Raw genomic sequence first — 23,771 nt, 5'->3', positions numbered from 1 at the left:
CCTCCGTGGAGTGGTTCGGATATGGCGCCGCGCGGGAGTGCTCGTAGCGCTCCCGCGCGGTCTGGTGTGCGTGTCGGTGGGTGTCCGGGTGCCGGTTACGGCTTGTAGACCTCGCTGAGCCTGGAGACCCACTTGCCGCCGTCGACCTGGTAGGCGGTCATCATGGTGTTGGTGGTGTCGCCGAACTCGTCGAAGGAGACGGGGCCGGTGACGCCGTCGAACTTGACCTTGCTCATGGCTTCGAGGACCTTGGCGCGGGCGTCGTCGGGGAGCTTGCCGTCGTTCTCGGAGACGACGAGCTTGACGGCCTCGATGATGGACCAGGTGGCGTCGTAGGTGCCGCCCCCGTAGGCCTCGTAGGCGTCCTTGTAGCCGGCGGTCTTGTAGTCCGCGATGAACTTCTTGGCGGAGTCGAGTTCCTCGACGGGCTTGCCGACGGAGGTCGCGATGTCGCCCTGGGCCTTCTTGTTGAGCTTGATGAAGTCGGCGCTGTACATGCCGTCGCCGCCCATGAGGGGGATCTGCACGCGGGCCTTGAGCTGCTGGCTCAGGGGGGCGCCGGCGGGGTACTCACCGCCGTAGTAGACGGCCTTGGCGCCGGAGCTCTTGACCTTGGTGACGACGGCGTTGAAGTCGCGGTCCTCGGGGTTGACGTGGTCGGCGCCGACGATCTTGCCGCCCAGTCCGGTGTAGGTGGCCTTGAAGGAGGCCGCGAGACCGGCGCCGTAGGGCTTCTGGTCGTCGATGAGGTAGACCTTCTTGATCTTCGCGTTGTTGTAGAGGTACTTCGCGGCGAAGGCGCCCTGGATCTGGTCCGTGGTGGCGGTGCGGAAGTAGGTCTTGAAGGGGCGCTTCTTGTCGCCGGTCTTCCAGTTGTTGCCCTGGGTGAGCTCGGTGCCGGTGTTGGCGGGGGAGACCTGGGTGAGGCCGGCGTCGTTGAGGGGCTTCTGCATCGACTGGGAGACGCCGGAGTTCAGCGGGCCGACGACGCCGAGGACCTTCTTGTTGTCGATGAACTTCGTGGCGTTCTGCTGGCCGACGGAGGGCTGGGCCTGGTCGTCGAGCGGCTGGACCTCGAAGGTGACGCCGGGGACGGTCTTCTCCTTGTTCGCCGTTTTGGCGGCGAGGTCGGCGGAGTTCTTGATGCCGAGGCCGAGGGCGGAGAGGTCACCGGTGAGCGGCGCGTCGACGCCGATGACGACGGTCGTGTTGGAGCTGCCGCCGTTGCCGTCGCTCTTGTTGTCGTCGTCGCGCGACCCGCAGGCGGTGAGTGTCAGTGCACCGGTGGTGAGCACTGTGGTGAGGATGAGCAAAGAACGGTGTCGCACGAAAGGTCCTTTCCCTGGCGCGGCCTCCTCTGCTTGAGGTGCCGTGTCGTTCGCCGGGCCGTACTGGGTTGGTACAGGGCCGTGCTTGCAGACGCGCCCGGCGGCGCGGTGACTGGCCGTGACTCTAAGGGCAGTGGTGGGGGTCGGGAGTGCTGCCGGCCAAGGATGTGACTGTCTTGTTATGCCCTTGAGCAAGGCTTGAGGTGGCTGGGCGGACATGTACGGCTTTTTACCGGACCGTGAAGTGACCGCAATGTGAGAACGTGCAGCTCTGCTAAGGGGCTTGGGGCGATCTTGCTGCTGTCGCGCGGCGGGGGCGCGGTGTGGGGGCGCGGGGGCATGGCGAAGGGGCCCGGTGGCTGTGGGGCCGGGCCGTTGGCCTCGCGGCGGGGTGTCCCGCTCCGGGCGTCGGTTACGCTGCGTGATGTCGGTGGGGGTGCGGCGACGCGGTGTGGTGGTGGGGGTGGGTGGGGTGTGGTAGCTGAGTGGGCCATGGAACGGGGCGCCGGGTCAAGGGGGTTGGGTCCGTGTGCCGTTCAATTTCCTTGATCGTGGCGGTGGTTGTGCCCGGATATGCCGCTGCCCGGCCGTTTTGGGTCACGGCCGGGCAGGGGGGTGGTGCGGTGGTGCGGGGTCAGGGGGCCGCCGGGGCGGGGGCGTCGCGCAGCAGGCAGGTGAGGCGTGCGGTGCAGACCCGCTTGCCCTGTTCGTCGGTGATGGCGATCTCGTACGTGGCGGTGGTGCGTCCCCGGTGTACGGGGGTGGCGGTGCCGGTGACGAGGCCGCTCCGTACCCCTCGGTGATGGGTGCAGTTCAGGTCGACGCCGACGGCGAACTTCGCGGGGCCGCCGTGCAGCATCGATCCGACGGAGCCCAGGGTCTCGGCGAGGACGGCGGACGCGCCGCCGTGCAGGAGTCCGTACGGCTGGGTGTTGCCCTCGACCGGCATGGTGCCGACGACGCGCTCGGCGGAGGCTTCGACGATGCGGACGCCCATGCGTTCGCCGAGGTGGCCGGCGGAGAAGAGGGCGGGCAGGTCGACGCCGAGCGCGGCGTACTCGTCGATGATCTCCTGGGGGAACGTGGGTGCGCTGTGCTCGCCCATGGGTCCGCCTTTCGTCTCGGTGCGGTGCTCGTCTGCGTCGTTCTTATCAGACGCCTGAGCGAGCGCTTAGCGCGCGGGCTCGAAGCGCACCACGACGGACTTGGAGGCGGGGGTGTTGCTGGTGTCGGCGGTGGAGTCGAGGGGAACGAGCACGTTGGTCTCCGGGTAGTACGCGGCGGCGCAGCCCCGGGCCGTGGGGTAGTGGACGACGCGGAAGCCGGGCGCGCGGCGTTCGACGCCGTCCTTCCACTCGCTGACCAGGTCGGTGTAGGCGCCGTCGGCGAGCCCGAGGGCTGCCGCGTCCTCGGGGTGTACGAGGACGACGCGGCGGCCGCCCTTGATGCCCCGGTAGCGGTCGTCCAGGCCGTAGATGGTGGTGTTGTACTGGTCGTGGGAGCGCAGGGTCTGGAGCAGCAGCCGGCCTTCGGGGAGCGCGGGGAACTCGACGGGGGCGGCGGTGAAGTTGGCCTTCCCGGTGTCGGTGGGGAAGCGGCGCGAGTCGCGGGGGCCGTGCGGGAGGGTGAAGCCGCCGGGGTGGGCGATTCGCGCGTTGAAGTTCTCGAAGCCGGGGACGACCCGGGAGATGCGGTCCCGGATGGTGGCGTAGTCCCGCTCGAACTCCTCCCAGGGCGTGGTGGACGCGGTCCCGAGGACGGCGCGGGCGAGGCGGGCGACGATGGCGGGCTCGGAGAGGAGGTGGGGACTCGCGGGGGTGAGGTTGCCGCGTGAGGCGTGGACCTTGCTCATGGAGTCCTCGACGGTCACGAACTGCTTCCCGCTCGCCTGGACGTCCTTGTCGGTACGGCCGAGGGTGGGCAGGATCAGCGCGCGGGCGCCGGTGACCACGTGGGAGCGGTTGAGTTTGGTGGAGACGTGGACGGTGAGGCGCGCGTTGCGCATGGCGGCCTCGGTGACGTCGGTGTCGGGGGTGGCGGCGACGAAGTTGCCGCCCATCGCGAAGAAGACCTTGGCGTCGCCGTCCCGCAGGGCGCGGATCGCGCGGACCACGTCGTAGCCGTGGTGGCGCGGTGAGGTGATCCCGAACTCCTCGTCGAGGGCGTCGAGGAAGGCGGGCGCGGGGCGTTCGAAGATGCCCATGGTGCGGTCGCCCTGGACGTTGGAGTGGCCGCGCACGGGGCACACGCCGGCGCCGGGGCGGCCGATGTTGCCGCGGAGCAGGAGGAAGTTGACGATCTCGCGGATGGTGGGCACGGAGTGCTTGTGCTGGGTGAGGCCCATGGCCCAGCAGACGACGGTGCGCTCGGAGGCCAGGACCATCGCGAGGGCCTGTTCGACGGCGGTGCGGTCGAGTCCGGTCGCGGCGAGCGTCGTGTCCCAGTCCGCGTCGGCCGCGGCGGCGGCGAACTCCTCGTAGCCGTGGGTGTGTTCGGTGACGAAGGTGCGGTCGACGGCGCCCTCGGTCTCCAGGATCAGCTTGTTCAGGAGGCGGAAGAGGGCCTGGTCGCCGCCGATCCGGATCTGGAGGAAGAGGTCGTTGAGCGGGGTGCCCTTGAGCATGCCCTGCGGGGTCTGCGGGTTCTTGAAGCGTTCGAGGCCGGCCTCGGGCAGCGGGTTCACCGAGATGATCTTCGCGCCGGCCGCCTTGGCCTGCTCCAGGGCGGAGAGCATCCGGGGGTGGTTGGTGCCGGGGTTCTGCCCGGCGATGATGATCAGGTCGGCGTGGTGCAGGTCCTCCAGGGACACCGAGCCCTTGCCGACGCCGATCGTCTCGGTGAGCGCGGAGCCCGAGGACTCGTGGCACATGTTGGAGCAGTCGGGGAGGTTGTTGGTGCCGAACTCGCGGGCGAAGAGCTGGAGAAGGAACGCGGCCTCGTTGCTGGTGCGCCCGGAGGTGTAGAAGACGGCCTCGTCGGGGGAGGCGAGGGCACGCAGTTCCTCGGCGACGATCTCGAAGGCCCGCTCCCAGGTGACCGCCTCGTAGCGGTCGGCGCCCTCGGGGAGGTGGACGGGCTGGGTGATGCGGCCCTGCTGGCCGAGCCAGTAGCCGCTGCGCCCGGCGAGGTCGGAGACGGGGTGGGCGGCGAAGAAGTCCGGGGTGACCCGGCGGAGCGTGGCCTCCTCGGCGACGGCCTTGACGCCGTTCTCGCAGAACTCGGCGGTGTGCCGCTTGTCGCCCTCGGGCCAGGCGCAGCCGGGGCAGTCGAAGCCGTCCTTCTGGTTGACCTTGAGGAGGGTTTGCGCGGTGCGGCGCAGACCCATCTGCTGCTGGGCGACGCGCAGGCTCTGGGCGACGGCGGGCAGCCCGGCGGCCGAGTGCTGGGCCGGTCCGACCCGGGGGGCGTCCTGGACGGGGTCTCCTGCGGGCGGCTTGCTGGCCATGGTGCTCCCCTTCGAGCCGGCTGCGGGACCCGGGAGGTGTCCCGCGGGTCCGCCGTGTGTGTTTCCTTCCCTCCGATCCTGGCACGGGGCACGGGCCCGGTGCCCGGTGAGGCGTCGCGGGCGGTGGCCGGTCCGGATTGTCAGTGGTCCGTGGCAGGATCGGGGTGTGGCTGAGACGGCATCGAAGAAGACGGCAGACAACCGACCGCGCCTGCTCCTGATGGACGGGCACTCCCTGGCGTACCGGGCGTTCTTTGCGCTGCCCGCGGAGAATTTCACGACGGCGGCGGGCCAGCCGACGAACGCGGTGTACGGCTTCATGTCGATGCTCGCGAACACGCTGCGTGACGAGGCGCCGACGCATTTCGCGGTGGCCTTCGACGTGTCCCGCAAGACGTGGCGGGCGCAGGAGTTCCCGGAGTACAAGGCGAACCGGTCGAAGACCCCGGACGAGTTCAAGGGGCAGGTCGAGCTGATCGGCGAGCTGCTGGACGCGATGCACGCGGACCGGTTCGCGGTCGAGGGCTTCGAGGCGGACGACGTCATCGCGACGCTGGCCACGCAGGCCGAGGCGGCCGGCTTCGAGGTCCTGATCGTCACGGGCGACCGCGATTCGTTCCAGCTGATCACGGACAACGTGACCGTGCTCTACCCCACCAAGGGCGTCTCCGAGCTGACCCGGTTCACCCCGGAGAAGGTCGTGGAGAAGTACGGCCTCACCCCCCGGCAGTATCCGGACTTCGCGGCGCTGCGCGGTGACCCGTCGGACAACCTTCCGAGCATCCCCAAGGTGGGTGAGAAGACCGCCGCGAAGTGGATCAACCAGTTCGGCTCGTTCGACGAGCTGATCGCGCGGGCCGACGAGGTGAAGGGCGTGGCCGGGCAGAATCTCCGCGACCACCTGGACGCGGTGAAGATGAACCGCGTGCTGACCGAGATGGTCCGGGACGTGGAGCTGCCGAAGACCCCGGAGGGCCTGGAGCGGGCCCCCTACGACCGCACGGCGGTCACCGGCATCCTCGACATACTGGAGATCCGCAACCCGAGCCTGCGTGAGCGGCTGCTCGCGGTGGACCCGGGCGCGGCGGAGGCCGAGCCGCCCGCGCCCGCCGCCGGGATCGAGCTGGACGGGGCCGTGCTCTCCACCGGTGAGGTCGGCCCCTGGCTGGCGGAGCACGGCGCGCAGCCGCTCGGCGTCATGACGGTCGACACCTGGGCGCTCGGCGCGGGCACGGTGACCGAGGTCGCGCTCGCCGCCGCCGACGGCGCCGCAGCCTGGCTGGACCCGGCGCAGCTGGACGAGGCCGACGAGCAGGCGTTCGCCGCCTGGGTCGCGGACCCGGCCCGGCCCAAGGTCATGCACAACGCGAAGAGCGCGATGCGGGTCTTCCCGGAGCACGGCTGGCACCTGGGCGGCGTCGCGATGGACACCGCGCTCGCCGCGTATCTGGTGAAGCCCGGGCGGCGGTCCTTCGCGCTGGACGCCCTGGCCGTGGAGTATCTGGGCCGGGAGCTGGCCCCGGCCGCCGCGGCCGACGGCCAGCTGGCGTTCGGCGCCGACGACCGGGCGGAGGCCGACGCCCTGATGGCGCAGGCCCGCGCGGTGCTGGATCTCGGTGACGCGTTCACGGAGCGGCTGAAGGAGGTCGGCGCGGCGGAGCTGCTGCACGACATGGAGCTCCCGACGTCGATCCTGCTGGCCCGCCTGGAGCGGCACGGCATCGCGGCGGACCGGGCCCATCTGGAGGGCATGGAGCAGCAGTTCGCCGGGGCCGTCCAGCAGGCGGTGAAGGAGGCGCACGCGTCGGTGGGCCGGGAGTTCAACCTCGGTTCGCCCAAGCAGCTCCAGGAGGTCCTGTTCGGCGAGCTGGGTCTGCCGAAGACCAAGAAGACCAAGACCGGTTACACGACGGACGCGGACGCGCTGGCCTGGCTGGCCGCCCAGACCGAGCACGAGCTGCCGGTCCTCATGCTCCGCCACCGGGAGCAGGCGAAGCTGCGGGTCACGGTCGAGGGCCTGGTGAAGACGATCGCGGCGGACGGCCGCATCCACACCACGTTCAACCAGACGGTGGCGGCGACCGGCCGTCTCTCGTCCACCGATCCGAACCTGCAGAACATCCCCGTCCGCACGGACGAGGGCCGGGCGATCCGCCGCGGTTTCGTCGTCGGCGAGGGCTTCGAGACGCTGATGACGGCGGACTACAGCCAGATCGAACTGCGGGTGATGGCCCACCTCTCCGAGGACGCGGGCCTGATCGAGGCGTTCACCTCCGGCGAGGACCTGCACACCACGGTCGCCTCGCAGGTCTTCGGCGTCGAGAAGTCCGCGGTCGACCCGGAGATGCGGCGCAAGATCAAAGCCATGAGCTACGGCCTGGCGTACGGGCTCTCCGCCTTCGGTCTCTCCCAGCAGCTGAACATCGAGGCGGGCGAGGCCCGGGGCCTGATGGACACCTACTTCGAGCGGTTCGGCGGGGTCCGGGACTACCTGCGCCGCGTGGTGGAGGAGGCCAGGGCCACCGGGTACACGGAGACGATCTTCGGCCGCCGCCGCTACCTCCCGGACCTGAACAGCGACAACCGCCAGCGCCGCGAGACCGCCGAGCGGATGGCGCTCAACGCCCCGATCCAGGGCACCGCCGCCGACATCGTCAAGGTCGCCATGCTCCACGTCGACCGGGCGCTGACCGAGGCGGAGCTGAAGTCCCGGATGCTGCTCCAGGTGCACGACGAAATCGTGCTGGAGATCGCCGAGGGCGAGCGGGAGCGAGTCGAGCGCATCCTGCGCCACGAGATGTCGACGGCGGTGCGGCTGCGCGCCCCGCTGGACGTGTCGGTCGGCGTCGGCGGCGACTGGGAGTCAGCGGCCCACTGACCGCTTCCGGCCGGGGTCCGCGGGGACCCCGGCCGCCTCCGCCTCCGCCTCCCGCCGCCGTGCCGGGGCCTGCCGCACCGCCGCGGCGTACAGCAGGAGCCCGACGGCGAGCCCCGCGCCCGCGCCGAAGCAGGCCGTCGGGATGATGTCCAGCGGTGTGTTGATGTGCCCGTGGTACGCGTACCAGCGGGCGCACCGGTGGGCGGTGCCCAGGACGGCGCAGAGCCCGATCGCGGCGAGCGCCCAGCCCCGGGCCCGCGCGGTCAGGGCCGGTACGGAGGCGGGCACCGGCCGGGCCCCGGTCCGCCGCAGCCCCGAGACCGTGAACCAGGCGAGCAGCAGCAGGGCCGGGGCGGACGTGCCGTACTGGACGAGCGTGAAGACGGGGTACCCGGCCACGCTTCCGTCGAGCCCGGGCACCAGTCGTACGCCCCACCGGTCGTGGTGCGTGAAGGCGTCCCAGACGACATGGGTGGCGGACCCGATCACCGCCGACACCGCGAACCACGCGGCGTCCCGCACGCCGAGCCCCCACCGCCCGGGGCCCGTCGGGGCCCCGCCGCCCCGCAGCCAGGTGTGCACGCGCCCCCGCCACCGCTCCGGCAGCAGCGCCACCAGCGGGTCGCGCAGCAGCAGCCACAGCCCGAGCGCCAGCGCGGTGATCAGGACGTCCACGGTGACGACGCCCCATACCGCGTGGGTGACCTCCCCGAACTCCATGGCGCCCGGGATCACCGAATCCGCGAAGTACGTCAGATCGGGGGCGAACGACCCGGCGACCAGGGCCGAGGCGAGGAGCGGGCCACGGCCGGCGCCGTCGCGGCGTATCCCCGGGAGCACGGCGGCGGCATGGCTCAGTGTGAAGGGCATGCGGGCAGTATGCGTGACCTGGAGGGGCAGTCACGGGGTGGCCCGTCGGGCAGGAAGGTCCGTCACGGGAATGTCCGCACGTGGACAACTTGTGTTCAGGAAGGTGAGAAAGCGGTAAGAACCGGCCCACCTGCCGTGTGCGGGCCGGAGGAGTTGCCGTAGGGTCGCCTGAGTCCAGGCGCAGGGGAGCGCCGGCAGCGACGAGGGGGAGGGCCCAGACGTCATGGCAGCGCAATTCGGTCGCCGGTTCTACAGAGGAGCGGCCACCACCGCCGTGGCCGCCGTCGCCGTGGCGGCGCTTTCCGCCTCGCAGGCCCCCGGGGCCCCGTCCCCGCTCCTCGCGGGGGACGGCGACCACCCCGCCACAGGCTCCTCGACCCCCGCCGGCCAGGGCGGCGGCGTCTCCGGAGACTCGCCGTACTACACGGACCTGCCGCCGCTGAACACCCCGGACAAGCCCGGCAGTTCGGCGAACCTTCCGGTGACCGGCAGCGCCGAGTCCGGCATACCCGCCTCCGTCCTCGCGGCGTACAAGAAGGCGCAGACGACCGTCGCGGGCACGGACCCGGACTGCCGGCTGCCGTGGCAGCTGCTCGCCGCGATCGGCAAGGTCGAGTCCGGCCAGGCCCGCGGCGGCCGCGTCGACGCCCAGGGCACCACGCTCTCCCCGATCCTCGGCCCCGCCCTCGACGGCAACGGCTTCGCCCTGATCAAGGACACCGACAACGGTGCCTACGACGGGGACCGGACGCACGACCGGGCGGTCGGCCCGATGCAGTTCATCCCGTCCACCTGGGCGACCTGGGGCCAGGACGGCAACGGCGACGGCCGCAAGGACCCCAACAACGTCTACGACGCCGCGCTCGCCGCCGGACGCTACCTCTGCGCCGGCGACCGCGACCTGTCGACCGCCACCGACCTGGACCGGGCGGTCCTGAGCTACAACCACTCCGACGTGTACCTGCGTACGGTCCGCTCCTGGTTCACCTACTACAACCGCGGCACGCACGAGGTCCCCGACGGCACCGGTGCCCTCCCGACCGGCCCCACCAACCGGAACCCGGGGCCCGACCGCCCGCACGACGGCCCGTCGAGCACCCCGTCCCCGACGCCCTCGCCGTCCGAGACCCCGAAGCCGGACAAGCCCACCAAGCCCACCAAGCCCACGGAGCCGGCCGAGCCCAGCCCCGAGCCCTCGAAGCCGAAGCCCCCGACGCACACCCCGGCCCCGGCGCCCACCCCGTCCCAGCAGGTGTCCGCGCTGCAGGACGACGGCACCGGAACGCTGACCGCCACGGCCGGCGAGAAGTTCGGCGGAACGGTCAAGGTGCAGGCCCGCGACGGCCTCGGCAAGACGGTGGCCAAGGCGAAGGTCACCTTCACCGTCGTCGGTGACACCGACACCGCGTTCGCCGGCGGCTTCAAGGCGGTCACCCTCGCCACCGGGGCCGACGGCAAGGCGTCCTCGCCGGTGCTCGTCGCGGGCGAGAAGACCGGCGAGTTCACCGTGCGGGCCACCGTGCAGGGCACCTCGGTCGCCACCACCTTCAAGGTGACCGTCACCGCCCGCCAGGCCGACGCCCTCACCAGGACCGGCACCACGAAGCTGACCGCCGTCGCCGGTGAGACCTTCGACGAGATCGCGGTCGCCGCCACCTACAAGGGCAAGGCCGCGGGCAAGGTCGCCGTCACCGCCACCGTGATCACCGGCGGCGACGATCCGGCCGTGAAGGACGAGGGCCCGTACTGCACGGACGACGACGGCAACCCCGTCCGCAGCATCGAGCTCACCACGGCGGCCGACGGCAGCCTGAAGCTCCCGACGTTCTACGCGGACGGCCCGGCCGGCACGTACCAGCTGCGCCTCACCGCCGAGGGCGGCGCCACGGTCACCATCGACCTGACGGTCGAGGAGCGCACCGCCACCGCCGCCTCCTGACGGCGGACGGGGTGGCCCTTCGGCCGAGGGGCCGCCCCGCGCTCACTCCCGCTTCGGCCTCGCCTTCGTGTACCGGGTCGCCGCCACCGTCGCCGGGTCCTCCGGCCACGGGTGCTTCGGGTACCGGCCGCGCAGCTCCGCCCGGACCGCCCGGTAGCCGTCGCGCCAGAACGACGCCAGGTCCGCCGTCACCGCGGCCGGCCGCCCGGCGGGGGAGAGCAGGTGCACCAGCACCGGCACGCCCGCCACCTCCGGGGTCTCCTGGAGGCCGAACAGCTCCTGGAGCTTCACCGCGAGCACCGGCTGGTCCCCGCCGTACTCCACCCTGATCCGCGAACCGCTCGGCACCTCGATCCGCTCCGGCGCCAGCTCGTCCAGGCGGACCGCCTCGCCCGTCGCCCACGGCAGCAGCCTGCGCAGCGCCTGCCCCGCGTCGATCGCGGCCAGGCCGGCGCGCCGCCGCGCGCGTGACAGCTCGGGCTCCAGCCAGGCCCCGGGGTCCGCGAGCAGCGCCCCGTCCGAGACGTCCGGCCACGGCCCGCCCAGCACCCGGTGCAGAAAGGCCAGCCGCTCCCGCAGCTGCGCCGCGTCCCGGCTCCACCGCAGCAGCCCCGGGCCCTCCCGCCGCAGCCCCTCCACCAGCGCGTCGCGGACCAGCGCCGGATCGGGCTGCTTCAGCGGGCGCGCGGCCAGCTCGACCGCACCCAGCCGCTCCACCCGGCGGGCCACCACGTCCCGGCCGTCCCAGCGGACTTCCTCGCCCGCGAACCGCAGCGGCCCGGCCGCCAGGAGCGCGGTGTCCTCGTCGATGACGGCCGCGAGCCGCACCCGGGCGGAAGCCGCGTGCGCGGGCCGGTCCGCGACCGCCACGGCGAGCCAGGGCGCCCCGCGCAGCCCGGAGCCCTCGCCGGGCTCCGCGCCGGTGCCCGACGCCATCAGGAACGCCCCGCCGCCCCGCGCCCGCGCCACCCGCTCCGGGAACGCCAGGGCCGCCACCAGACCGACGGCCGCGTCGTCCGCGACGGACCGCCCGCCGCCGTCGCCCTTCAGCGCGGACGACAGGCGCCGCACCTCCTGGCGCCAGCGGCCCGCGTAGGCGTCCTGGCCCCGGCGCGCGGTGCGCAGCGCGGCCGCCAGATCGTCGCCGTACGAGCGGGGCGGCTCCTCGCTCAGCAGCGCCACCACCTCGGCGGCCCGGCGCCCGCCCACCTCGGCCGCCCCGTCCAGCAGCGCCCGGGCCAGCCGGGGGTGCAGCCCGAGCCGGGACATCCGCACGCCCCGCTCGGTGACCCGGCCGTCCGGGCCCACCGCGCCGACCGCGCCGAGCACCTCGCGCGCGGCGGCCATCGCCCCCTCCGGCGGCGCGTCGAGCAGCGCGAGCCCGGTGGCGTCCGGGTCGCCCCAGCAGGCCGCCTGGAGGGCGAACGCCGTCAGGTCGGCCACCCTGATCTCCGGGGCCGGGAAGCGGGCGAGCCGGCCGTCCTCGGCGGCGTCCCAGCAGCGGTACACCGTTCCCGGTGCCTCGCGTCCGGCCCGGCCCGCGCGCTGCCGGCCCGCCGCCTGCGAGGCCCGTACGGTGGTCAGCGCGCTCAGTCCCCGGGCGTGATCGGTGCGCGGCTCCCGGGCGAGCCCCGAGTCGACCACCGTCCGCACGCCGGGGACCGTCAGCGAGGACTCGGCCACCGAGGTCGCCAGGACCACCCGACGGCCCTCCGGCGACCCGGCGAGCACCGCGTCCTGCACGGCGGCCGGGGCCCGCCCGTGGACCTGGAGCACTTCGGCCCCGACGCCCGCCAGCTGCCCGGCGACCCGGCCGATCTCGCCCACGCCGGGCAGGAAGCACAGCACGTCGCCGTCCCGCTCGGCGAGCGCCCGCCGCACCACCGAGGCGACGTGGCCCAGCAGTGCCGGGTCGATCCGCATCCCGTGCGGCGGCCGGACCGGGGCGGGCGGCGGGGCCCACACCACCTCCACCGGGTGCGACACACCCCGCGCCCCGATCACCGGGGCGTCCCCCAGCAGCCGGGCCCAGCCCTCCGCGTCCGTCGTCGCGGACGCCGCCACCAGCCGCAGGTCCGGGCGCAGCGCCGCGCGCACGTCCAGCAGGAACGCGGCCACCGTGTCCGCGTCCAGGTGGCGCTCGTGGCACTCGTCGATGATCACCGCGTCCACCCCGGCCAGCTCCTGGTCGCGCTGCAGCCGCTGGAGCAGCACGCCGGTCGTGACGACCTCCACCACGGTGTCCGGGCCCGCCACCCGCTCGCCGCGCACGGTGAACCCGACGCGTTCCCCGGTCCGCTCGCCCAGCAGCCACGCCATGCGCCGGGCGGCCGCGCGGGCGGCGATCCGGCGCGGCTCGGCGACGACGACCCGGCGCACCGGGCCCTCGCCGGTCAGCCCGGCCAGGGCGAGCGGGACGAGGGTGGTCTTGCCGGTGCCGGGCGGTGCGCACAGGACCGCGGTCCCGTGGTCGTCCAGCGCCCGCCGGAGGGCGGGGACGGCGGTGCGGACGGGCAGCCGGTCGAGGGCGTCGGTGCGGATCACGCCCCCAGTCTCGTACGGCCGGCGCCCGGGTCCCGCACCGGCCGCCGGCTCAGTCCCGTACGCAGACGAAGATCGCGGTCCCCGGGATCAGGTTGCCGCGCAGCGGGGACCAGCCGCCCCACTCCTGGTCGTTCCAGGCGGGCCACTCGGGCTCGACCAGGTCCACCAGCCGGAAGCCGCCGGCGACCACGTCCCGGACCCGGTCGCCCAGGGTGCGGTGATGCTCGACGTAGACCGCGTCGCCGTGCTCGTCCTGCTCGACGTAGGGGGTGCGGTCGAAGTAGGAGGCGGCGACCGACAGGCCCTCGGGGCCCGGCTCGTCGGGGAAGGCCCAGCGGACGGGGTGGGTCACGGAGAAGACCCAGCGGCCGCCGGGGCGCAGCACCCGGTGGACCTCGCGGAAGACCTGGACCGGGTCGGCGACGAAGGGCACCGCGCCGTAGGCGGAGCAGGCCAGGTCGAAGGAGGCGTCGCGGAAGGGCAGCCGCCCGGCGTCCGCCTCGACCAGCGGGACGTCGTCGCCGATGCGCAGGGCGTGCTGGAGCTGGCGGTGGGAGAGGTCCAGGGCGACGGGGCGGGCGCCCCGCGCGGCGAGCCAGCGGGAGCACTGGGCGGCGCCGGCGCCGATCTCCAGGACGTCGAGCCCCTTCAGCGCGGCGGCGGGGCCCAGCAGACCGGCCGTCGCCTCGTCCAGGCCCTCGGGGCCCCAGACGAAGCGGTCGTCGCCGAGGAAGGCGCCGTGGTCGCTCTGGTACTCGTCGGCGTTGCGGTCCCACCAGCCCCGGCTGGCCCGGCTGCTCTCGGCGGTCCCGGCGGTGCGGCGGGTCGCCTCGGGTTCGGCGGCGTACATCTCTTGGCTCATCGTGTCCGTCGTTGTAGTTTGCCTTCACCCCGCCGTACGCGGTACGTACCAAGGGGGCCTGCGCAGCGCTGCACCGGTGTGTCCGGACGTTGCCGGACACGATCTGGCCTCGGGGAACCCGAGTTGTGCCGGATATGGGGCTTTCCGCCCGTGGTGTCCGCCTTCGCGCATTGACCGTGCCCTGCTGCCCCCGTATGCTACAAGTTGCGCTGCGAGCCTGCGCTCCTCAGACCTAGCAGGCCGCGCTCGCATCTGTTGTGAGTTCCCTCGGTTCACGAGGCGCCTTCCGGTCACGGAATTGGCGCTTCCCGGGCTGTCCGGCTTCCACAGAGGCGATACGGGCTTTCGGCGTAGCAGTACCTACGACTCACTGTCCGTACCGGAGCCCTTTCCCACATGACGAGCAGCACCGAGACCACCGCCACCACTCCGCAGGTTGCGGTCAACGACATCGGCGACGCGGACGCGTTCCTCGCGGCGATCGACGAGACGATCAAGTACTTCAACGACGGCGACATCGTTGACGGTGTCATCGTCAAGGTTGACCGGGACGAGGTTCTCCTCGACATCGGTTACAAGACCGAAGGCGTCATCCCGAGCCGCGAGCTCTCGATCAAGCACGACGTCGACCCGAACGAGGTCGTGAAGGTCGGTGACGAGATCGAGGCCCTGGTTCTCCAGAAGGAGGACAAGGAAGGCCGCCTGATCCTCTCGAAGAAGCGCGCTCAGTACGAGCGTGCCTGGGGCACCATCGAGAAGATCAAGGAAGAGGACGGCATCGTCACCGGTACCGTCATCGAGGTCGTCAAGGGTGGTCTCATCCTCGACATCGGCCTCCGTGGCTTCCTGCCGGCGTCGCTCGTCGAGATGCGTCGTGTCCGCGACCTCCAGCCGTACGTGGGCAAGGAGCTCGAGGCCAAGATCATCGAGCTGGACAAGAACCGCAACAACGTGGTCCTGTCCCGCCGTGCCTGGCTCGAGCAGACCCAGTCCGAGGTCCGCCAGACGTTCCTCACGACCCTCCAGAAGGGTCAGGTCCGCTCCGGCGTCGTCTCCTCGATCGTCAACTTCGGTGCCTTCGTGGACCTGGGCGGCGTCGACGGTCTGGTGCACGTCTCCGAGCTGTCCTGGAAGCACATCGACCACCCCTCCGAGGTCGTCGAGGTCGGCCAGGAGGTCACCGTCGAGGTCCTCGACGTCGACATGGACCGCGAGCGCGTCTCGCTGTCGCTCAAGGCGACGCAGGAAGACCCGTGGCAGCAGTTCGCCCGTACGCACCAGATCGGGCAGGTCGTCCCCGGTAAGGTCACCAAGCTCGTTCCGTTCGGTGCGTTCGTCCGCGTGGACGAGGGCATCGAGGGCCTGGTCCACATCTCCGAGCTGGCCGAGCGCCACGTGGAGATCCCGGAGCAGGTCGTCCAGGTCAACGACGAGATCTTCGTCAAGGTCATCGACATCGACCTCGAGCGCCGTCGCATCAGCCTCTCGCTGAAGCAGGCCAACGAGGCGTTCGGCGGCGACCCGGCCTCGGTCGAGTTCGACCCGACCCTGTACGGCATGGCCGCGTCCTACGACGACCAGGGCAACTACATCTACCCCGAGGGCTTCGACCCCGAGACCAACGACTGGCTCGAGGGCTTCGAGGCGCAGCGCGAGGTCTGGGAGACCCAGTACGCCGAGGCGCAGCAGCGCTTCGAGCAGCACCAGGCCCAGGTCATCAAGTCCCGCGAGGCCGACGAGGCCGCTGCCGCCGAGGGTGCTGCCACCCCCGCCGGCAACACGCAGGCCGCCTCGGGCGGCAGCGGCGGCTCCTACTCCTCGGAGTCCTCGGACAACTCCGGCGCCCTGGCGTCGGACGAGGCCCTGGCCGCGCTCCGCGAGAAGCTGGCGGGCGGTCAGAGCTGACGCTCCGTCCCTCCGGCCGGTCATCGGCTGCGGTAGGTAAGTGACCGTGAGGCCCGCTCCCTTCGGGGAGCGGGCCTCACGTGTTTCCGGCGTGAAAGAGCGTGTACGGGGAATGACCGGGACACCCGTGGCGTTCTTCTCCAGGAACACAAGGAGGAGCGGTAACCGTGCCTGATCCGCAGAGTTTGTACGAATGGGAGCCGAAGGGCCTGGCTGTGGTCGACATGGCGCTCGCCCAGGAGTCGGCCGGCCTGGTCATGCTCTACCACTTCGAGGGCTACATCGACGCGGGTGAGACCGGCGAGCAGATCGTTGACGGCCTGCTCGAATCGCTGCCCCACCAGGTCGTGGCCCGCTTCGACCACGACCGCCTGATCGACTACCGCGCCCGGCGCCCGCTGCTGACGTTCAAGCGCGACCGCTGGGCCGCGTACGAGACCCCGGCGCTGGAGGTCCGTGTCGTCCAGGACGCCACGGGCGCGCCGTTCCTGCTGCTGTCCGGGCCGGAGCCCGACGTGGAGTGGGAGAGGTTCGCCGCCGCCGTCGAGGAGGTCGTGGAGCGCCTCGGCGTCCGCCTCGCCGTCAACTTCCACGGCATCCCGATGGGCGTCCCGCACACCCGCCCCGTCGGCATCACCCCGCACGGCAACCGCACCGACCTCACGCCCGGCCACCGCAGCCCCTTCGAGGAGGCACAGGTCCCCGGCTCCGCGGAGGCCCTGGTGGAGTACCGGCTGATGGAGGCGGGCCACGACGTGCTCGGCGTCGCCGCCCATGTGCCGCACTACGTCGCCCGCTCCTCCTACCCGGACGCGGCGCTCACCGCGCTGGAGGCGATCACGGCCGCGACCGGCCTGGTCCTGCCGTCCGTCGCGCACGCCCTGCGCACCGAGGCGCACCGCACCCAGACGGAGATCGACCGCCAGATCGGCCAGGGCGACGAGGAACTGGTCGCGCTGGTCGAGGGCCTTGAGCACCAGTACGACGCCGTCGCGGGCGCGGAGACCCGGGGGAACCTGGTCGCCGAACCGGCGGACCTGCCGTCGGCGGACGAGATCGGCCTCGAATTCGAGAAGTTCCTCGCCGAGCGCGAGGGCGACGCCTGACCCGCCGTGTCCTGCGCCCGCTGCCCGTGACCCCGATGCCGGGGGCCACGGGCAGCGGGCACAGTGCCTTTCCTTTGGGTCAGGCCGGGTCAGGGAGCGGGTTCTGGTGCCGTGCATCGCAAGGCGGAGGACTGAGACAACGCGGAGCGTTGGTGATTGACGACAACGCCGCGAGGTGCGGTGCCAGGGCCCGCGAGCCCGGCGTGACCCAAAGGAGAGGCACTAGGCTGCCGGGCATGCTGAAAGTGGGCCTGACCGGTGGCATCGGAGCCGGCAAGAGCGAAGTGTCCCGGCTGCTCGTCGGCCACGGTGCCGTCCTCATCGACTCCGACCGCATCGCCCGCGAGGTGGTCGAGCCCGGCACCCCGGGACTCGCCGCCGTGGCCGAGGAGTTCGGCCCCTCCGTCCTGAGCCCGGACGGCACCCTGGACCGGCCCGCGCTCGGCGCGATCGTCTTCGCCGACCCGGACCGCCTCGCCGCGCTCAACGCGATCGTCCACCCCCTGGTCCGCGACCGCTCCGCCGAACTGGAGAAGGCCGCGGCACCGGACTCGGTGGTCGTCCACGACGTGCCCCTCCTCACCGAGCACGGCCTCGCCCCCCTCTACGACCTGGTCGTCGTGGTGGACGCCGCCCCGGAGACCCAGCTCGACCGGCTCGTCCGGCTGCGCGGCATGACCGAGGAGGACGCCCGCGCCCGCATGGCCGCCCAGGCCACCCGCGAGCAGCGGCGCGCCGTCGCCGACCTGGTCGTCGACAACGACGGACCGGTCGAGGAGCTGGCGGCCCGGGTCCGCGAGGTCTGGGCGGAGCTGACCCGCCGGGCGGCGGAGAAGGGGTCCGGGGGGAGCTGACCCGCCGGGCGGCGGAGAAGGGCTGAGCCGGGGCCCGCGTCGCCGGGCGAGCCCGCCGCCGTACCGGAATACCCGCAGCCGCCCCCGTGTTCACCCCGGGACGGACCAGGGAAGGATGCCACCGTGCCCGAGAGGAACCCGGAAACCGACGTCATCGACTTCCGCGCGGCCGAGCAACTGCTCGCCGCGCGCGATCCCCGGGGCGCCGTGCGGCTGCTCGACTCGGTGATCGCCGCCCACCCCGAGAACACCGCCGCCCGGCTGCTGCGCGCCCGCGCCTTCTTCGCCGCGGCGCAGCTGCGCCCCGCCGAACTGGAATTCGAGCTGGTGCTGGAGCGCGAGCCGGACAACGCCTTCGCGCACTTCGCCCTCGCCCGCACCTTCGAGCGCTCCGGCCACCCCGAGCGCGCCACCCGCCACTTCCGGCTGGCCGCCGCACTCGACCCGAAGCCGGAATACCTGCGCGCGGCCCGCTTCGACGGTTAGGGCGTGCCCGGCGGCGGGCCCTTGCCGCGGGTGCCGTGGTCGGGTTCGTACGGGGGGACGGAGCGGCCCGGCTGGTAGTGCGGGCCCTGGCGCAGCCGGTGCACGACCACGCACAGGTCCACCAGGACCAGCGCGAGCAGCCCCCCGCAGACCGCCGCCCAGCCGGTGCGGCCGTTCACGGCGAAGGCCGTCACCCCGAAGACGGTCCAGGCCAGGCCCCATAGACTCAGCCAGAGCCGCATCCGCAGCGGACTGCGGGCGGTCGTCGGTTCATTGCCGGTACGCATGGCATCGCCTCCCTACCAGCATGGACCCACGGCCGGGCAGGTGCGGCATGGCGGAGTGAGAGGGCGGGGGCCGACGGTGATCGGTGCGACGACGCGGGCGGAGCTCACGGCCCGCCGGGCCAGGGTGCGCGGGTGTCTGCTGGGCGGGGCGATCGGGGACGCCCTGGGCAACCCGGTCGAGTTCCTGTCGCTCGCGGGCATCCGGCGCGCGCACGGCGAGCAGGGCGTACGCGGCATGACACCGGACGACGAAGGGGTCGTCGGCCGGATCACGGACGACACCCAGATGACGCTGTTCACCGCCGAGGGGCTGATCCGGGCCCACTCGCGCGCCATGTCCAAGGGCATCGGCGGCGCCGAGACGGGCATCGTCAGGAACGCGTACCTGCGCTGGCTGGACACCCAGAACCACCCGGCGCCGCCCGCCGCCACGGCCGGGCACCCGGTCCGCAACGGATGGCTCCGGCAGCAGCCCTGGCTGTACGCCCGGCGGGCCCCCGGGAACGCCTGCCTGACCGGTCTCGCCGCCGGGCACGTCCCCGACCCGAGGGGCCCGGTCGGTGAGCCCGGGCCGGTCAACACCGGGTCCAAGGGCTGCGGCACGGTGATGCGGTCCGCGCCCTTCGGTCTGACCGGCGAGGACCCGGCGTTCGGCTTCGAGCTCGCCGCCCGGTGCGCGCGGATCACCCACGGCCACCCGACGGGCGCCTTCGCGGCCGGGGTGCTCGCGGCGATCGTCGGATACCTCCTGGAAGGCGACTCGCTGCCCGGTGCGGTGCTGCGGGCCATGGAACTGCTCGTCCGGCATCCGGGCCACGAGGAGACGACGGAGGCCCTGCGCGCGGCCGTCGACCTGGCCGCGCGGGGCGGGCCGAGTGCCGAGAGGGTGGAGTCCCTGGGGCAGGGCTGGGTGGCCGAGGAAGCGCTGGCCATCGCGGTGTACTGCGCGCTCGTCCGGCCCGGTGCGGACCAGGTCGCCGAGGCCCTGCTGCTCTCGGTCAACCACTCCGGCGACAGCGACTCCACCGGTGCGGTCTGCGGCAACCTGCTCGGCGCCCACCACGGTGACACCCGCCTCCCTCCGCACTGGCTGGCGCGGACGGAGGGACGCGGGGTGATCGCCGAGGTGGCCGACGACCTGTGCCTGGAGTTCGAGCACGCCGTCGAGTGGCCGCCGGACCGCTATCCGGGCTGCTGATCCCCGGCCACGGACCGCGCGGTCAGTCGGTCAGCAGCTTCGCCCGCAGCGCTGCCACGGTCGCCGCGTCGAGCTTCAGCCCCTCCCGTACGTACGTGTCGAAGTCGCCGTAGATCTGGTCCACCTCGGCGTACGCGGCGCGCAGCCAGCTCAGCTCCACGGCCTGCGGGTCGCCCGTGTACCGGTTGCTGGCCAGGAAGTCCGCCTCGACCGTGGCCCGGGGGACGCCGAGCAGGGTGAGCAGGACGGCCGTGCCCCAGCCGGTGCGGTCCTTGCCCGCGCTGCAGTGGAAGACCGTGGCGCCGGAGGTGTTCGTGGCGACGGCCGTGACGAGGTCGTGGAAGGCGTAGTCCGCGCCCACGAAGTTGACCATGAACGGGTAGCCGATGGACTGGCCGAGGTCGGACGAGCCGGAGAAGAGCCCGGCGGCGATGGCCTCCGCCAGGGTCATCAGGGCCGAGTCGTGGAAGCGGATGCCGTGGGCGAGCGAGACGACGTCCGCGACCTGGTAGCGCACCCCGGCGGGCAGCCGGTCCGGGGCGTCGTGGCGCTCCTGGACGTTGCGCAGGTCCACGTCGAGCGTGAGCTTCTGGGAGACCAGCCGCTGCTGGTCGGCGTCGGTGAGGCCGCTCAGCTTGTTGGAGCGGTAGACCAGGCCGGGGCGCACCCAGCGCCCGTCCGTGGTGCGGTAGCCGCCGATGTCCCGGAAGTTGCGGGCGGAGGCCAGGCCGGGCGAGCGGTCGGCCACGACGAGCGGGCTGCCGCTGTCCGGGACCAGCCGGAAGTACCAGCGCCCGGCCTCCGGGAGGGTGCCCGGGGCGACCGTCAGCGAGCCGGTGCCGGGGGCCGTGCCGAGCGCGGTGCCGGTGGTGGCGTCGGGCGAGGTGACGGCGGTGACGGTCACCGAACCGGCGGGCGAGGCCCAGGACAGGGTGTGGCCGCCGTCGGCGGTGCGGGTGGCGGTGGCGGCCGTGAACGGCACGGCGGACTGCGTGACGGCGGCTGTCGCGGGCGCGGGCGGTGCGGCGAGGGCGGCCGGGGCCATGACCGTACCGGTCAGGAGGGCGGTGGCGAGGACGGCTCCGGCGATGCGGTGCGTACGCATGGTGCTCCTTGTCGTGACCCTGCGGGGCAGGGGAGGCGTCAGGAGGTCGGTGTGGCGGTGCACGGGGTGGTGCCGCAGACATTGATGACCAGCCCGGTGGTCAGGAAGGTGGCCTTCTGCTGACGTGCGGCGGGCGAGTTGCGGGGGTCTTCGTGCGGGTCGTGCCCGTACGCGGGCCCGGCGGGCGGGGTGTTGGTGACCGGGGGCGTGGGCGTGCCGCTGTCCCAGACGGTCATCGCGGAGCCCCGGTACGGCAGTCGGCGCGGGCCGATGGTCCGGATGCCCCAGTACGGGACGGCGTCCGGGCTGCGGCCGGCGGCGAGTGCGGGGGTGAGCAGCCGGGCGCCGATGGTGCGCGCCTCCACGTCGGCCGCCGCGTTCGCGACCTGGTGGTCGCCGTACGCGATGTGCATCAGGACCTGGTGGTGGTCGGTGAGGTGGTGGGCGTACCCGTTGGTCTCGCCCCGGTCCCAGACCATCTGGAAGAGCTGGAGGACCAGTTGCTGGTGCAGCTTGTCCGGGTAGGAGGCGTTCAGGACCTGCTGGAACGGGGCGAAGTCGGCGCTGCGGTCGAGCAGCAGCCCGTAGTTCATGGCGGTGACGCCGAGCACGCCGCGCCGGATGTCGGGCGAGGCGGCGACGAGCGCGCCGCCGAGGATGCCGCCCTGGCTGTTCCCGTCGTACGCGAGGCCGTGCCGGGTGTCGAGGAGCGGGCGCCCGTCGGCGGTGCGGAAGGCCGGCTCGGTGGTGAGGCCCCTGGGGTGGATCAGGGCACGGCCGAGGAACAGGGCGTTCAGCATGCCCTGTTCGCTGCGCTCGGGAACGGCCGGGAAGCGACCCGGGTCGGCGAGCGCGGCCAGGACGACGGGGATGTCCTCCTTGGCCATGCCGATCCAGTCCGTCGCGCAGAACGTGAAGTCGTGCTCGGCGGCCATGTCCCTGACGTTGCCCGCGCCGACCTCGTTGCGTGAGCCGAGCAGCCCGTGCCCGTACAGCGAGGGGTGCGACGGTTCGCGGAAGGCGGCGCGCGGGATCTCGCAGCGGAACGCGGCGGTCACGGTGCTGCCGGGAAGCGCGCGCGGGGTGCCGTTCCGGTCCCGGTTCAGCAGGGTGCCGGGCGGGCCGCCGGGCGCGTCCAGATAGCCGGGCACGGTGATCTCGCCGGTGACCTCGCGGGCGATCCGGGTGTCCTGCTCCCGGGTGAGGTCGGTGACCCCGGTGACCTCGAAGGCGGGCGCGCGGTCGCCGAGCCGGCGGAACGCGTCGTCGCGGATGGTGAACAGGTCGCCGGTGAGACTGCGCGTCGAGGCGACCGTGAAGTCCCAGGCGAGGTTGAGCCCCCGGCGGGAGACGCCCGCCCGGCGGAGCGCGGACAGCGCGGGCCGCAGCCGGTCCTGGCGGGCGCGCAGCGGATCGTGCGCGGGCAGCCGTTTCCCGGCCACCGCGGCGAAGGGGGCGGCGGCCGGAATCGTGCGGCCGGTCCCGTCCTTGAGGTGGCGCAGTGCCACGGCGTAGTGGTGGCCGTCGTGGAAGTTGCGGGCCGGATGGATCAGCAGCGCCCGGCGCGCGGGGTCGGTGGCGTTGCTGTCCGGCTCCGCCCAGTACGGCCACCGCTCACCGGTCGTGGTGTCCAGCAGGACGATGGGCGCGTCCCGGTCCAGGGACCGGCCGATGTCGGTCAGCGGGGCCGCGCCGGTCCTGGCCAGGTCGAGCCCCGGCACCCGGGCGATCAGCGTGGAGCCGGGGGAGAAGCCGTCGGACCGGTTCCAGGCGGCCGGGTCGACGGCCTGCCCGGTCGCGGGCCGGGGCAGCACCGAGGCGTCGAAGGCCACCCGCCGGCCCGTGTCGGTGCGCGGGTCCGGCCGGGTGTACCAGTCGTTGGGGAACGGCAGCAGGCACTCGGCGGGGGCCAGCGGGTCGCAGCCCCGCGCCGGGGAGGGGTCCGCCGGGGCCGCGTGGGCGGGCGGGGCGAGGAGCGCGGCGGCGCCGAGCACCGCGGCGAGCAGTCCGACGAGCATCCGCTGCCGCACGGCTCAGCTCCCCTGGAGGTGGGCGCCGATGATGCGCGCGTAGGCGGCCTCGCCGCGCTGGTTCGGGTGCAGCGGGGCGGCCGGCGCGGTGGGCACGTACCCCTCGACCCACTTGTCGGACGGTGCCTGGCAGGCGTCGTGGCCCTTGCTCGGCGTGGCGACGTCGATGTACTCGGCGCCGTGCGTGGCGCTCTGCTCGGCGATCACCGCGTTCATCCGGTTCACGCTGCCCTGGAGGAAGTCGGCGTCGACCGGCAGCACGGGCTGCAACGGCCAGCAGCCGCCCGGCTTGATGTAGAGCCCGTAGCCGGTCACGAGGACTCTGGCGTGCGGCGACCGCTGGTGGATTCCGTCGAGTACGGCTCCGAGGCGCGGCGCGAAGGCGTCGATCCGCTGCGCCACCTGGTCGACCCCGCCCTCGGTCAGCTTGTCCTTGCACGGGGTGGCGGTCGGGTCGAGCTGCATGCAGTCCTCTGCGACGCCGACCAGTCCGGCGTCGTTGCCGCCGATGGTGAGGGTGACCAGGTCGGTGTCGGCCTGCAGCGCCTCGAACTGGGGTGCCGCCGAGCCCATCGGCACGTCGAGCAGCGACAGGGACTGCTTCTCCGTCATGTGCGTGGACTTCGCCCCGCTGCACGTGACGTCGCGCAGTGAGGCGCCGATGCTCGCGGCCAGCTCGTGCGCGTAGTTGTGGGTGGAGCGGCCGCAGGCCAGCGGTCCCGTGATGCCGGGGATGAGCGGTCCCGAGGCCATCGAGTCGCCGAGGGCCACGTACTGCACGGGGTCGTCCGCGCTCGCCGCCCAGGCGCCGGACGCGGTGGTGCCGACGGCGAGGGAGGCCAGGGCGACGGCGGTGGCGGCTCCTCCGACAGTACGACAGAAAGCCTTGTTCCAGGACGAATTCACGACGACCTCCGGTGCGCTATGAGTGGGG

17 protein-coding genes are annotated in these 23,771 nt (G+C 72.9%); 7 read left to right on the top strand and 10 right to left on the bottom strand.

Features of this window, described 5'->3' with window-relative positions:
- Positions 1–95 precede the first annotated feature (95 nt).
- From ACFUJY_RS13760 to ACFUJY_RS13750, 3 genes are all read right to left on the bottom strand, one after another.
- The gene (locus ACFUJY_RS13760; protein WP_383298642.1) at positions 96–1,313 is read right to left on the bottom strand and encodes a branched-chain amino acid ABC transporter substrate-binding protein; all 1,218 of its coding nucleotides are present in this window, start codon (positions 1,311–1,313) and stop codon (positions 96–98) included.
- Between the two features lie 649 nt (positions 1,314–1,962).
- Positions 1,963–2,433, bottom strand: coding sequence for a PaaI family thioesterase (locus ACFUJY_RS13755; RefSeq protein ID WP_383298359.1), 471 nt, complete (start codon positions 2,431–2,433; stop codon positions 1,963–1,965).
- Between the two features lie 66 nt (positions 2,434–2,499).
- The gene (locus tag ACFUJY_RS13750; protein WP_383298357.1) at positions 2,500–4,773 is read right to left on the bottom strand and encodes an FdhF/YdeP family oxidoreductase; all 2,274 of its coding nucleotides are present in this window, start codon (positions 4,771–4,773) and stop codon (positions 2,500–2,502) included.
- Positions 4,774–4,939: 166 nt separating this feature from the next.
- Here ACFUJY_RS13750 and polA point away from each other — a divergent pair, with 166 nt between their 5' ends.
- Positions 4,940–7,651, top strand: a complete 2,712-nt coding sequence (gene polA / locus ACFUJY_RS13745; protein ID WP_383298355.1) for a DNA polymerase I — start codon at positions 4,940–4,942, stop codon at positions 7,649–7,651.
- On the opposite strand, the gene ACFUJY_RS13740 is transcribed toward polA, so the two are convergent.
- A complete protein-coding gene (locus ACFUJY_RS13740; RefSeq protein ID WP_383298353.1) occupies positions 7,637–8,521 on the bottom strand; it encodes a DUF4184 family protein in 885 nt (294 codons plus the stop codon). The two genes, polA and ACFUJY_RS13740, sit on opposite strands and share 15 nt — an antisense overlap.
- Positions 8,522–8,744: 223 nt before the next feature.
- Here ACFUJY_RS13740 and ACFUJY_RS13735 point away from each other — a divergent pair, with 223 nt between their 5' ends.
- Entirely contained in the window at positions 8,745–10,460 is a 1,716-nt protein-coding gene (locus ACFUJY_RS13735; RefSeq protein ID WP_383298351.1) for a lytic murein transglycosylase, read from the top strand.
- A gap of 42 nt (positions 10,461–10,502) precedes the next feature.
- Here ACFUJY_RS13735 and hrpB read toward each other — a convergent pair whose 3' ends face one another.
- Together hrpB and ACFUJY_RS13725 are read right to left on the bottom strand one after the other, a co-directional pair.
- Positions 10,503–13,004, bottom strand: coding sequence for an ATP-dependent helicase HrpB (gene hrpB / locus ACFUJY_RS13730; protein ID WP_383298350.1), 2,502 nt, complete (start codon positions 13,002–13,004; stop codon positions 10,503–10,505).
- Between the two features lie 49 nt (positions 13,005–13,053).
- The gene (locus ACFUJY_RS13725; RefSeq protein WP_383298348.1) at positions 13,054–13,866 is read right to left on the bottom strand and encodes a class I SAM-dependent methyltransferase; all 813 of its coding nucleotides are present in this window, start codon (positions 13,864–13,866) and stop codon (positions 13,054–13,056) included.
- Between the two features lie 396 nt (positions 13,867–14,262).
- On the opposite strand from ACFUJY_RS13725, the gene rpsA reads away from it, so the two are divergent.
- The 4 genes from rpsA (at position 14,263) to ACFUJY_RS13705 (ending at position 18,217) form a co-directional block, all read left to right on the top strand.
- Positions 14,263–15,771, top strand: a complete 1,509-nt coding sequence (gene rpsA / locus ACFUJY_RS13720; RefSeq protein ID WP_383298346.1) for a 30S ribosomal protein S1 — start codon at positions 14,263–14,265, stop codon at positions 15,769–15,771.
- A gap of 167 nt (positions 15,772–15,938) precedes the next feature.
- Positions 15,939–16,877 carry a PAC2 family protein gene (locus ACFUJY_RS13715; RefSeq protein WP_383298344.1) on the top strand — a complete coding sequence of 313 codons (939 nt, stop codon included), beginning with the start codon at positions 15,939–15,941 and terminating at the stop codon, positions 16,875–16,877.
- Positions 16,878–17,113: 236 nt separating this feature from the next.
- Positions 17,114–17,731 (top strand): dephospho-CoA kinase, encoded by a 618-nt coding sequence (gene coaE / locus ACFUJY_RS13710; protein WP_383298342.1) that lies wholly within the window; start codon positions 17,114–17,116, stop codon positions 17,729–17,731.
- 123 nt (positions 17,732–17,854) lie between these two features.
- A complete protein-coding gene (locus ACFUJY_RS13705) occupies positions 17,855–18,217 on the top strand; it encodes a tetratricopeptide repeat protein (RefSeq protein WP_383298340.1) in 363 nt (120 codons plus the stop codon).
- Here ACFUJY_RS13705 and ACFUJY_RS13700 read toward each other — a convergent pair.
- Positions 18,214–18,504: a DUF6343 family protein gene (locus tag ACFUJY_RS13700; RefSeq protein ID WP_383298338.1), complete on the bottom strand. Its 291-nt coding sequence runs from the start codon at positions 18,502–18,504 to the stop codon at positions 18,214–18,216. The two genes, ACFUJY_RS13705 and ACFUJY_RS13700, sit on opposite strands and share 4 nt — an antisense overlap.
- A 124-nt stretch (positions 18,505–18,628) precedes the next feature.
- On the opposite strand from ACFUJY_RS13700, the gene ACFUJY_RS13695 reads away from it, so the two are divergent.
- A complete protein-coding gene (locus tag ACFUJY_RS13695) occupies positions 18,629–19,702 on the top strand; it encodes an ADP-ribosylglycohydrolase family protein (RefSeq protein WP_383298640.1) in 1,074 nt (357 codons plus the stop codon).
- Positions 19,703–19,724: 22 nt separating this feature from the next.
- Here the strand turns inward: ACFUJY_RS13695 and ACFUJY_RS13690 are convergent, their stop codons facing one another.
- Genes ACFUJY_RS13690 through ACFUJY_RS13680 form a run of 3 tightly spaced genes read right to left on the bottom strand, consistent with a single transcriptional unit; the run spans position 19,725 to position 23,743 of the window.
- Positions 19,725–20,807, bottom strand: a complete 1,083-nt coding sequence (locus ACFUJY_RS13690) for a tyrosine-protein phosphatase (protein ID WP_383298337.1) — start codon at positions 20,805–20,807, stop codon at positions 19,725–19,727.
- A gap of 38 nt (positions 20,808–20,845) precedes the next feature.
- The gene (locus ACFUJY_RS13685; RefSeq protein WP_383298335.1) at positions 20,846–22,837 is read right to left on the bottom strand and encodes a hypothetical protein; all 1,992 of its coding nucleotides are present in this window, start codon (positions 22,835–22,837) and stop codon (positions 20,846–20,848) included.
- A 3-nt stretch (positions 22,838–22,840) separates the two neighbouring features.
- Positions 22,841–23,743 carry an SGNH/GDSL hydrolase family protein gene (locus tag ACFUJY_RS13680; RefSeq protein WP_383298639.1) on the bottom strand — a complete coding sequence of 301 codons (903 nt, stop codon included), beginning with the start codon at positions 23,741–23,743 and terminating at the stop codon, positions 22,841–22,843.
- Positions 23,744–23,771: the final 28 nt, after the last annotated feature.

Origin of the sequence: Streptomyces sp. NPDC057249, from assembly GCF_042669245.1 — a bacterium.
GTDB lineage: Bacteria > Actinomycetota > Actinomycetes > Streptomycetales > Streptomycetaceae > Streptomyces.
The sequence above is the reverse complement of the archived record's forward strand: the minus strand, read 5'-3'. Positions and strand labels throughout refer to the sequence as shown.

Excerpts from the sequence above, each read along its gene's own strand:
- ACFUJY_RS13755 (WP_383298359.1), bottom strand. The coding sequence starts at position 2,433 with ATGGGCGAGCACAGCGCACCCACGTTCCCCCAGGAGATCATCGACGAG.
- ACFUJY_RS13750 (WP_383298357.1), bottom strand. The coding sequence starts at position 4,773 with ATGGCCAGCAAGCCGCCCGCAGGAGACCCCGTCCAGGACGCCCCCCGG.
- ACFUJY_RS13740 (WP_383298353.1), bottom strand. The coding sequence starts at position 8,521 with ATGCCCTTCACACTGAGCCATGCCGCCGCCGTGCTCCCGGGGATACGC.
- ACFUJY_RS13735 (WP_383298351.1), top strand. The coding sequence starts at position 8,745 with ATGGCAGCGCAATTCGGTCGCCGGTTCTACAGAGGAGCGGCCACCACC.
- ACFUJY_RS13725 (WP_383298348.1), bottom strand. The coding sequence starts at position 13,866 with ATGAGCCAAGAGATGTACGCCGCCGAACCCGAGGCGACCCGCCGCACC.
- rpsA (WP_383298346.1), top strand. The coding sequence starts at position 14,263 with ATGACGAGCAGCACCGAGACCACCGCCACCACTCCGCAGGTTGCGGTC.
- coaE (WP_383298342.1), top strand. The coding sequence starts at position 17,114 with ATGCTGAAAGTGGGCCTGACCGGTGGCATCGGAGCCGGCAAGAGCGAA.
- ACFUJY_RS13700 (WP_383298338.1), bottom strand. The coding sequence starts at position 18,504 with ATGCGTACCGGCAATGAACCGACGACCGCCCGCAGTCCGCTGCGGATG.
- ACFUJY_RS13690 (WP_383298337.1), bottom strand. The coding sequence starts at position 20,807 with ATGCGTACGCACCGCATCGCCGGAGCCGTCCTCGCCACCGCCCTCCTG.